The 10,089-nt window shown below is 71.8% G+C and carries 7 protein-coding genes; 5 read left to right on the top strand and 2 right to left on the bottom strand.

Translation table 11 applies throughout. From position 1 onward, the window contains the following. On the top strand, nt 1-1,175 hold a 1,175-nt coding region (locus tag IE249_RS19860), incomplete at its 5' end, for a fibronectin type III domain-containing protein (RefSeq protein ID WP_229858860.1). Between the two features lie 286 nt (nt 1,176-1,461). On the opposite strand, the gene IE249_RS19855 is transcribed toward IE249_RS19860, so the two are convergent. Next, nucleotides 1,462-2,805, bottom strand: a complete 1,344-nt coding sequence (locus tag IE249_RS19855) for a 6-phospho-beta-glucosidase (RefSeq protein WP_189706311.1) — start codon at nt 2,803-2,805, stop codon at nt 1,462-1,464. Between the two features lie 678 nt (nt 2,806-3,483). Here IE249_RS19855 and IE249_RS19850 point away from each other — a divergent pair. Next, nucleotides 3,484-4,917, top strand: a complete 1,434-nt coding sequence (locus IE249_RS19850) for a glycoside hydrolase family 16 protein (RefSeq protein WP_189706309.1) — start codon at nt 3,484-3,486, stop codon at nt 4,915-4,917. 64 nt (nt 4,918-4,981) lie between these two features. On the opposite strand, the gene IE249_RS19845 is transcribed toward IE249_RS19850, so the two are convergent. After that, nucleotides 4,982-5,875, bottom strand: a complete 894-nt coding sequence (locus IE249_RS19845) for a helix-turn-helix domain-containing protein (RefSeq protein ID WP_189706307.1) — start codon at nt 5,873-5,875, stop codon at nt 4,982-4,984. A 155-nt stretch (nt 5,876-6,030) separates the two neighbouring features. Between IE249_RS19845 and tkt the strand changes: the two genes are divergently transcribed. From tkt to IE249_RS37895, 3 genes are all read left to right on the top strand, one after another. After that, the gene (gene tkt, locus IE249_RS19840; RefSeq protein WP_189706305.1) at nt 6,031-8,106 is read left to right on the top strand and encodes a transketolase; all 2,076 of its coding nucleotides are present in this window, start codon (nt 6,031-6,033) and stop codon (nt 8,104-8,106) included. A 19-nt stretch (nt 8,107-8,125) separates the two neighbouring features. Further along, nucleotides 8,126-9,295 carry a transaldolase gene (gene tal, locus IE249_RS19835; RefSeq protein ID WP_189706304.1) on the top strand — a complete coding sequence of 390 codons (1,170 nt, stop codon included), beginning with the start codon at nt 8,126-8,128 and terminating at the stop codon, nt 9,293-9,295. Then, nucleotides 9,292-10,089 (top strand): glucose-6-phosphate dehydrogenase (locus IE249_RS37895; RefSeq protein ID WP_506367120.1); only part of this gene is annotated, 798 nt, incomplete at its 3' end. The genes tal and IE249_RS37895, both read left to right, overlap by 4 nt.

Genomic DNA, 10,089 nt, shown 5'->3' with positions numbered 1-10,089 from the left:
ACACCCAGGCCCCGACCGCGCCGACGGGACTGACCGCGACCGGCAAGTCGTCCTCCAGCGTCTCGCTGAAGTGGAACGCCTCGACGGACAACGTCGGCGTGACGGCGTACGACGTCTACAGCGGTTCCGGTCAGGTGCTGAGCGTGTCGGGGACGAGCGCCACGGTGGGCGGCCTGTCGCCCAGTACCGGCTACACCTTCACCGTGAAGGCGCGGGACGCGGCCGGGAACGTGTCGGGCGCCTCCAACTCGGTCGGCGTCACGACGGACGCCGGGGGCGGCGGAGGCGGTGGCGGCTTCAAGCAGGCGGCGCCCTACCTCTACGAGGGCTGGGGCGACCCGCCGAGCCCGTCCACGGTGATGAGCGCGACCGGGGTCAAGTGGTTCACGATGGCCTTCGTGCTGGACTCCGGCGGCTGCAACCCGGCCTGGGACGGCAGCCGGCCGCTGACCGGCGGCGCGGACCAGAGCGCCATCAACCAGATCCGCTCCTCGGGCGGTGACGTCGTACCTTCGTTCGGCGGCTGGCAGGGCAGCAAGCTCGGCGCCAACTGCTCCTCCGCGAGCGCGCTCGCCGGGGCCCTGCAGAAGGTGATCGATGCCTACGGCCTCAAGGCGATCGACATGGACATCGAGAACACGGACGAGTTCGAGAACGAGGCCGTGCAGGCGAAGATCCTCACCGCGCTGAAGACCGTCAAGGCGAACAACCCGGGTCTGAGGACGATCGTCACCTTCGGCACCTCGACGACCGGTCCGACGTACTACGGCAACCGGCTGATCGAGCAGGCGCAGTCGCTGAACGCGAACATCGACGTCTTCACCATCATGCCGTTCGACTTCGGCGGCGGTTCGGACATGTACGGCAACACCGTCAACGCGGCCGAGGGGCTGAAGGCCAAGCTGAAGTCGACGTTCGGCTGGGACGACGCCACCGCCTACTCCCACATCGGCATCTCCGGCATGAACGGCCTGTCCGACCAGCAGGAGAACACGACTCCCGCGATCTGGACCCAGATCCGCGACTGGGCCAACGGCCACCACATCGCGCGGCTCGCCTTCTGGTCGGTCAACCGCGACCGGCCCTGCCCCGGCGGCGGCGTGGTGAGCAACTGTTCCGGCATCAGCCAGAACAACTGGCAGTTCACCTCCATCACGGCCGGCTTCACCGGCTGAGCGCGCCACCCCGACGTCCCCCCGGTCCCTGGGCCGGGGGGACTCCCTTTTCCACTCGTCCGAAACTTTTCGCACGGGGGTGTATCAGGACCCGGGCCGGCGGCTCTCAAGAGTGGAGACGGGGGAGCCACGGGGGAACGGGGAACGGGGGAAAGGAACGGGGGACACGGGGGAAGAACGGGGGAGCACGGGGGGTCGAGGCGGCCGGTCGCCGGACGGGGGAGCGACCGGCCGCCTCGGCGTACGCCCCGGAGCGCGCTGCCGGGGCCGGACCGGCCGGGCGGAATCAGGCGAGGTACGCGAGGCCGGGGTGGACCCGGGTGTAGCCCTCGACCAGTCTGCGGGCCACGTTCACCGAGTCGACGAGCGGATGCAGCGCGAACGCGGTCACCGCCCTCGCGCGCGAGCCCGACTCCGCCGCCGCCAGCACCTCGCGCTCGACCGCCTTGACCGCGCAGATCAGTCCGGTGGCGTGCCCGGGCAGCGGGTCGGCCGCGACCGGGTGGGCGCCGTTCGCGTCGACCAGGCAGGGCACTTCCACGACCGCCTCGGTGTCCAGCGCCGAAAGGGCGCCGCGATTGCGGACGTTGAGGATCAGCGTCGTGCGCTCGTCACGCGCGATGGCCCGCATGAGGGCGAGGGCCACCTTCTCGTAGCCGCCGGAGAGGTCGTCGGCCTCGCGTTCGCCGGCGCCGGCCGTCTCGCGGTTCTCGGCCATGTAGGTGGCCTCGCGCTCGGCACGGGTGCGCTGCCAGGCCGCGAGCGCCGGGGTGTCCGGGTCGCGCATCTCCTCGTAGAACCCGGCCTGCTGGTCGCGCAGGAAGGCGCCACGGGTGCGCTCGGCCCGCTGGTAGGCGTGCACGGTCTCGCGGTTGAAGTAGTAGTAGTGCAGGTACTCGTTGGGGATCGCGCCCAGCGACCGCAGCCAGTCGGCACCGAAGAGCCTGCCCTCCTCGAAGGAGCCGAGCAGCACGGGGTCGGCCAGCAGGCGCGGGAGTTCGTCGCGGCCGTCGACGCGCAGGGCACGCACCCAGCCGAGGTGGTTGAGGCCGGCGTAGTCGATCCACACCCGGCCCGGGTCCGCGCCCAGCACCCGGGCGATACGGCGGCCGAGGCCGACCGGTGAGTCGCAGATGCCGATGACGCGGTCCCCGAGGTGCCGTGACATGGCCTCGGTGACCAGTCCGGCCGGGTTGGTGAAGTTGATGACCCAGGCGCCGGGGGCCAGGCGGGCCACGCGCCGGGCGATGCCGACGGCGACCGGCACGGTCCGCAGGCCGTAGGCGATGCCGCCCGCGCCGACCGTCTCCTGGCCGAGGACGCCCTCCGCGAGCGCCACGCGCTCGTCGTCGGCGCGGCCCTGGAGGCCGCCGACGCGGATGGCGGAGAAGACGAAGTCGGCGCCGCGCAGCGCCTCGTCCAGGTCGGTGGTGGCCCTCACGGCGGGGGCGGCGCCGGGCGCGGCGGACCGTGCCTGCTCGGCGAGCACCCGGGTCACGGCGTGCAGCCGGTCCGCGTCCAGGTCGTGCAGGACGACCTCGGTGACCCGGCCCTCGGCGCGGTCACCGAGCAGCGCCCCGTACACGAGCGGCACCCGGAAGCCGCCACCTCCCAGAATCGCCAGCCTCATCCCTGCACCCCTTCCGCACGGCAACCCCGGACCGCAGTCCCTCCCCCGATCATGACGCGTGCCCCCGCCCCGGGGGGTGAGGGGGCGGGGACACGCGGGGAGGCGCCCGAACAACCGCCGGGTCAGCAGTCTCGCTTCACCCTGGCTCTTACGAGGAGGCTCCGGCGTTCACGCCGGTGAGGAGTCGCATCCTCAGGCAGCGGCGCGGGAGGGCCGCGGTGCCCGGTTGCCCAGGGCGCGGAGCGCCCTGACGGCCTGCCCGGCGGAGCCGGGTCAACGTCAACACTTATGCCTGCATTCGCTGATCAGGGTGATCGCGGCGGGAGGGGGTGCGGTTGTTCGGGTCCTGGGGTGAAGCGATGAGGGTGGTGAACTTACGGACGCGTAGGTTACGGACCGGTAGGCAGACGCGCATAGTCAACGGCGTACGAAGTACGGGGCGTTGGAACCGCACCCCATGACAAGGCAGCCGCGACAAGGCACCCGTGATCCCCGGGACAACCGGGAAATCTCAGCCTTCATCAGCTGAACTCCCGTCCCCACAAAGGAGTTTCTTTGTTTTAACTCTTGACGGCCGCGGCGGCCGAGAGCACATTGGCGGCGCACCCGTTGCTTGAGAGCGCTCTCAAGACGCGCTCTCGAGACCCCACTCCCCGTACCCGAGAGGCACCCCCCCCCATGAGTGAACCCTCCGGCATGCCCGCCGGCTCCCCACCGGCCGCCCACCGCAGACGCCGGTCCGTACGGCGCGCGCTCGTCGCCGTGATCGGCACGCTCGGTCTGGCCGCGGCCGCCGCCACCGCCACCGCCGCGACCCTGCCCGCGAACGCCTCCGCACCCACTGCCCCCTCCGGCTGGACGCAGGTGTTCCTCGACGACTTCAACGGCCCCGCCGGGACCGGCGTCAACACCTCCGACTGGCTCTACGACACCGGCACTTCGTACCCGGGCGGCGCCGGCAACTGGGGCACCGGCGAGGTCGAGTCGATGACCTCGAGCACCAGCAACGTGGCGCTGGACGGCAACGGCAACCTGCTCATCACTCCACGCCGGGACGCCTCCGGCCACTGGACCTCGGGCCGGATCGAGACCACCCGCACCGACTTCCAGCCGCCGGCCGGCGGCAAGCTGCGCGTGCAGGCCCGCATCCAGATGCCCAACGTCACGGGCGCGGCCGCCAAGGGCTACTGGCCGGCCTTCTGGATGCTGGGCTCGCCGTTCCGCGGCAACTACCAGAACTGGCCGGGCGTCGGCGAGCTGGACATCATGGAGAACGTCCAGGGTCTCAACACCGACTGGGCCACCATGCACTGCGGCACCAACCCCGGCGGGCCGTGCAACGAGACGTCGGGCATAGGCAATTCGACGTCCTGCGCCGGGACCACCTGCCAGGCCGGCTTCCACACCTACGCGATGGAGTGGGACAGGTCGACCAGCCCCGAGGAGATCCGCTTCTACCTCGACGGCGTCAACTTCCACACCGTGAAGGCCAATCAGGTCGATGCGACGACCTGGGCGAACGCCACCAACCACGGCTACTTCGTCATCCTGAACGTGGCGATGGGCGGCGGCTTCCCCGGCGCCTTCGGCGGCGGCCCCGACAGCGGCACCGAGCCGGGCCACCCGATGACCGTGGACTACGTGCAGGTGCTGCAGTCCTCGGGCAGCGGCGGCGGCACCACTCCCCCGCCGTCCGGCGACCGCGACGCCTACAGCCCCGTCCAGGCCGAGTCCTACGACAGCCAGTCCGGAGTGATCCCCGAGTCCACCACCGACTCCGGTGGAGGCCAGGACATCGGCTCCCTCGCAGGCGGCGACTGGGCGCTCTACAAGGGTGTCAACTTCGGCTCCACGGCGGCCACTCAGTTCTACGCCCGGGTGGCGAGCGGAGCGGCCTCGGGGGTGAGCGGGCTGGTCGAGGTGCGCCTGGACAGCCGCTCCAACGCGCCCATCGGCAGCTTCGCGCTGGCCAACACCGGCGGCTGGCAGTCATGGCGTACGGTCCCGGCGAACATCTCCTCCGTCACCGGCACCCATGACGTCTACCTCACCTTCACCAGCGGCCAGCCGGCGGACTTCGTGAACGTCAACTGGTTCGACTTCGGCCACTGAGCTTTCGCAGGCCGTCCGGCAGGGTCAGGGGTCCCGCGCGGGTCGCGCGGGACCCCTGGCGTGTTCAGCGCAGTTCGGCCCGGAAGGCCACCGGCGTCATGCCGGTGTGCAGCTGGAAGAACTTGGAGAAGTTCGCCGCGTCCGGGAAGCCCACGGCGGCGCCCACCCGGCCGATGGGCAGCCCGGTGTGCGCGAGGAGGCGCTTGGCCTCCAGGACGACCCGCTTGTCGATGAACCCCTTGGGGGTCTCGCCGGTCGCGGCGCGCACCGCGCGCACCAGGGTGCGGCGGGAGTAGCCGAGCGCGTCGGCGTAGGCGCTGACGCTGTGATTGGTGGTGAAGCCCTGCTCCACCGCGTCGCGGAAGAGGGTGAAGGTGGTGTCCGCCCGCCCGCGCGCCGCCTCGGCTGAGCTGGCCGCCAGATGGGCCAGGCGCAGCAGGAACGCGGTGAGCGTGTGGCGCAGCACCGCGGTGTGCAGGCTCAGCGGGAGGGTGCCGGTGTCCTCGTACTCGCGCCGCAGCTGGGCCAGGCCGGCGGTCAGGGCGTCGCGCTGGGCGTCGGTGGGGTGCAGCAGCGGGGGCAGGTCGTAGCGGTACAGGCCGGTGGCCTCGACCGTGGCGCGGGGCAGGAAGCCGGGCTGCATGGTCAGCACGGTTCCGCGGTACTCGCTCTTCTTCGAGAAGCGGTGGACCTGTCCCGGGCGGATCCACAACACGTCGCCGGCCGCGGCCTCGTACTCGGCGAAGTCGACCATGTGCCGCACGGGACCGGCGCCGAAGAGCATGACCACGTGGAAGTCGATGCGGTGGACGCGGTGCAGGGGGGCCTCGGAGTGCCAGGTGCGGTCGGCGCCCAGGGGGCCCACCTGAAGTCCGACACCGCGCAGGCTGAGGTCGACCGGGAAGGGGAAGGTTCTGATCCCGCCGCCGTCACCGTCTCGGGTGTGTGTGTCCGCCATGTCCGTCTCATGCCGCTTCGATCGACTCCGGGGGCGCCCCGGTGTCCCACTTTCACCACAGGCTGACACACGGAGACCTTCCGGCAAAAAAGTCAGACTTTTAAGTTCGAACGCGTCCGGCATGACATCCCGCTTCCTCCGAGGACTTCTTGAAGATGAGCGAGCAGACAACTGACCGCTTGGAATGGACCGACCTCGACCGGCGAGCCGTGGACACCGCCCGTGTTCTGGCGGCCGACGCCGTGCAGAAGGTCGGCAACGGCCATCCGGGCACGGCGATGAGCCTGGCTCCCGCCGCGTACACGATCTTTCAGAAGGTGATGCGTCACGACCCCGCGGACCCCGAGTGGACGGGCCGTGACCGCTTCGTCCTCTCCCCCGGCCACACCTCGCTGACCCTCTACACCCAGCTGTACCTGGCCGGATACGAGCTGGAGCTGGACGATCTGAAGGCCTTCCGCACCCATGGCTCGAAGACCCCGGGCCACCCGGAGTACGGGCACACCGCGGGCGTGGAGACCACCACGGGGCCGCTCGGCCAGGGCGTCGCGATGGCCGTGGGCATGGCGATGGCGGCCCGCTACGAACGCGGCCTGTTCGACCCGCACGCGCCCGAGGGCGCCTCGCCCTTCGACCACACCGTCTGGGCGATCGTCTCCGACGGCGACCTGGAGGAGGGAATCTCCGCCGAGGCCTCCTCGCTCGCCGGGCACCAGAGGCTCGGCAACCTGGTGTTCCTCTACGACGACAACCACATCTCCATCGAGGGCGACACCGCCACCGCCTTCTCCGAGGACGTACTGGCGCGCTACGAGGCCTACGGCTGGCACACCCAGCGCGTCGAGCCCGCCGCGAACGGCGACATCGACGTGCACGCCCTGTACGCGGCGCTGACCGCCGCCAGGGCCGAGACCGGCCGCCCCTCCATCATCGCCATGCGCACGATCATCGCCTGGCCGGCCCCGCACGCCCGGAACACCGAGGCCGCGCACGGCTCGGCGCTCGGCGAGGACGAGGTGGCCGCCACCAAGCGCGTCCTCGGCTTCGACCCCGAGCGCACCTTCCAGGTGGACGACGACGTCCTCGCCCACACCCGCCGCGCCCTGGACCGGGGCGCCGAGGCGCACGCCGCCTGGGACAAGCGGCTCCAGGACTGGCGCGCCGGCCAGGTCGAGCGGGCCGAGCTGTTCGACCGGGTCGTCGCCGGGAAGCTGCCCGAGGGCTGGGAGGACGCCCTGCCGGTGTTCGAGGAGGGCAAGGCGGTCGCCACCCGCGCCGCCTCCGGCAAGGTGCTCCAGTCGCTCGGCGCGGTCCTGCCCGAGCTGTGGGGCGGCTCCGCCGACCTGGCCGGCTCCAACAACACCACCATCGACAAGACGTCGTCGTTCCTGCCCGAGGGCAACCCGCTGCCGGGGGCCGACCCGTACGGCCGTACGGTCCACTTCGGCATCCGCGAGTTCTCCATGGCCGCGGAGATGAACGGCATCGCCCTGCACGGCAACACCCGGATCTACGGTGGCACCTTCCTGGTGTTCTCCGACTACATGCGCAACGCGGTGCGCATGTCGGCGCTGATGCAGCTGCCGGTGACGTACGTGTGGACGCACGACTCCATCGGCCTCGGCGAGGACGGCCCGACCCACCAGCCGGTCGAGCACCTGGCCTCGCTGCGCGCCATCCCCGGGCTGAACGTCGTCCGCCCCGCCGACGCCAACGAGACCGCGATCGCCTGGGCGGAGATCCTGCGCCGCCACTCCACCCACCCCGCCCCGCACGGCCTCGCCCTCACCCGCCAGGGCGTGCCGACGTATGCGCCGAACCCGGACGCGGCCAAGGGTGGCTACGTCCTCGCGGAGTCCTCCACCGGAACGCCGGACGTGGTGCTGATCGCCACCGGTTCAGAGGTGCAGCTCGCCGTCGCCGCGCGGGAGCTGCTGGAGGCCGAGGGGACCGGCGCCCGTGTGGTGTCGATGCCGTCGGTGGAGTGGTTCGAGGAGCAGCCCCGCGAGTACCGCGAGCGCGTTCTGCCGCCGTCCGTGCGGGCGCGGGTCGCCGTCGAGGCCGGCATCGGCCTGACCTGGTACCGCTACGTCGGCGACGCCGGCCGCGTGGTCTCGCTCGAGCACTTCGGCGCCTCCGCCGACGCCGCGACCCTCTTCGCCGAGTACGGCTTCACCCCCGAGAACGTCGCCGCCGCGGCCCGCGCATCGCTGGCCGCAGCGCGCGCATGATCCGAACGCTACAAGGAAGATGATCACTGTGACCGAAGCAACCGCGACCCCCTCGGCGCTGGAGCGCCTGTCCGGCCTGGGCGTGTCGATCTGGCTGGACGACCTGTCGCGGCGGCGGATCGAGTCGGGCAACCTGGCCGGGCTCGTCGAGAACCAGCACGTCGTGGGCGTGACCACCAACCCGTCGATCTTCCAGGCGGCCATCGGGTCCGGGGAGGGCTACGAGGAGCAGCTCGCCGATCTGGCGGTGCGCGGGGTCACGGTCGACGAGGCCGTGCGCATGATGACCACCGCGGACGTGCGCGCCGCCGCCGATGTGCTGCGGCCGGTGCACGAGTCGACGGGCGGCCGGGACGGGTGGGTCTCCATCGAGGTCGACCCGCGGCTCGCCCACGACACCCCGGCGACGGTCGCCGAGGCGCGGCAGCTGGCCTGGCTGGTGGACCGGCCCAACGTGATGATCAAGATCCCGGCCACCCGGGCGGGCCTGCCGGCGATCACCGAGGCGGTCGCAGCGGGTATCAGTGTCAATGTGACGCTGATCTTCTCCCTGGAGCGCTACCGGGAGGTGACCGACGCCTACCTCGCGGGTCTGGAGAAGGCGCGGGCCGCGGGCCTGGACCTGTCGGCGATCCACTCGGTGGCCTCCTTCTTCGTCTCCCGCGTCGACACCGAGATCGACAAGCGGCTGACCCTGCTGGGCACCGACGAGGCCCTGGCCCTCAAGGGGCGGGCGGCGCTGGCCAACGCGCGGCTGGCCTACGCGGCGTACGAGCAGGTGTTCGGCGCCGTCGACGGCTCGACGCGCCCCGGCGAGCGCTTCGCGCCCCTCGCGGGCGCCGGAGCCAACCCGCAGCGGCCGCTGTGGGCATCGACCGGGGTGAAGGATCCGGCGTACAAGGACACCCTGTATGTGGACGAGCTGGTCGCGCCGGGCACGGTGAACACCATGCCGGAGGCCACGCTGCGGGCCACCGCCGACCACGGCGCCGTCACCGGTTCCACGGTGACCGGCGGCTACGAGCAGGCCCGCGCGGACCTCACGGCCGTCGAGCGGCTGGGGATCTCCTACGACGAGGTCGTGCGGAGGCTCGAGGAGGAGGGCGTCGCCAAGTTCGAGACGGCCTGGCAGGACCTGCTGGACGCGGTCACGAAGTCCTTGAACGGCAAGGGAGTTGACGCGGAATGACCAAGAACCCCGCCGAGCCGGCGGAGCCGGTCGCGGTGCGGAAGACCGTGGTCGCGGCCACGGAGGACGAGGGCGCGCCGCCGAAGGGCGCGGGCGCCCCGGCGGCGAAGGCCGGGAAGGCCTCGCCGGCGGGCGGTGCCGGGAAGGCCTCGTCGGCGGGTGGCGGCCGGAAGCGGGCCGCTGCCTCGGGCGGGGTGCGGGTGCCGGTCGTGCCCGCCGCCGGGTGGGCCAATCCGCTGCGCGACGGCCGGGACCGGCGGCTGCCGCGGATCGCGGGTCCGTCCGGGCTGGTCATCTTCGGCGTCACCGGCGACCTGTCCCGCAAGAAGCTCATGCCCGCCGTGTACGACCTGGCCAACCGCGGCCTGCTCCCGCCGGGCTTCTCGCTGGTCGGCTTCGCCCGCCGCGACTGGGAGGACCAGGACTTCGCCCAGGTCGTGCACGACGCGGTCAAGGAACACGCGCGGACCCCGTTCCGCGAGGAGGTCTGGCAGCAGCTCGCCGAGGGCATGCGGTTCATCCCCGGCGACTTCGACGACGACACGGCGTTCAAGGCGCTGCGCGACGCCGTCGACGAGCTGGACGCCTCCCGGGGCACGGGCGGCAACTTCGCCTTCTACCTCTCCGTACCGCCGAAGTTCTTCCCCAAGGTCGTGCAGCAGCTCAAGAAGCACGGCCTGGCCGAGGGCCCGAAGGGCGCGTGGCGGCGCGCGGTCATCGAGAAGCCGTTCGGCCGCGACCTGGCCAGCGCCCGCGAGCTGAACCGGATCGTGCACGAGGTGTTCGACCCCGAG

The sequence above is a fragment of the Streptomyces anandii JCM 4720 genome (assembly GCF_014650655.1).
Classification (GTDB): domain Bacteria; phylum Actinomycetota; class Actinomycetes; order Streptomycetales; family Streptomycetaceae; genus Streptomyces; species Streptomyces anandii.
This window is presented reverse-complemented; position numbering and strand designations above follow the sequence as displayed.

Excerpts from the sequence above, each read along its gene's own strand:
- IE249_RS19855 (WP_189706311.1), bottom strand. The coding sequence starts at position 2,805 with ATGAGGCTGGCGATTCTGGGAGGTGGCGGCTTCCGGGTGCCGCTCGTG.
- tal (WP_189706304.1), top strand. The coding sequence starts at position 8,126 with ATGATCACTGTGACCGAAGCAACCGCGACCCCCTCGGCGCTGGAGCGC.
- IE249_RS19850 (WP_189706309.1), top strand. The coding sequence starts at position 3,484 with ATGAGTGAACCCTCCGGCATGCCCGCCGGCTCCCCACCGGCCGCCCAC.
- IE249_RS19845 (WP_189706307.1), bottom strand. The coding sequence starts at position 5,875 with ATGGCGGACACACACACCCGAGACGGTGACGGCGGCGGGATCAGAACC.
- tkt (WP_189706305.1), top strand. The coding sequence starts at position 6,031 with ATGAGCGAGCAGACAACTGACCGCTTGGAATGGACCGACCTCGACCGG.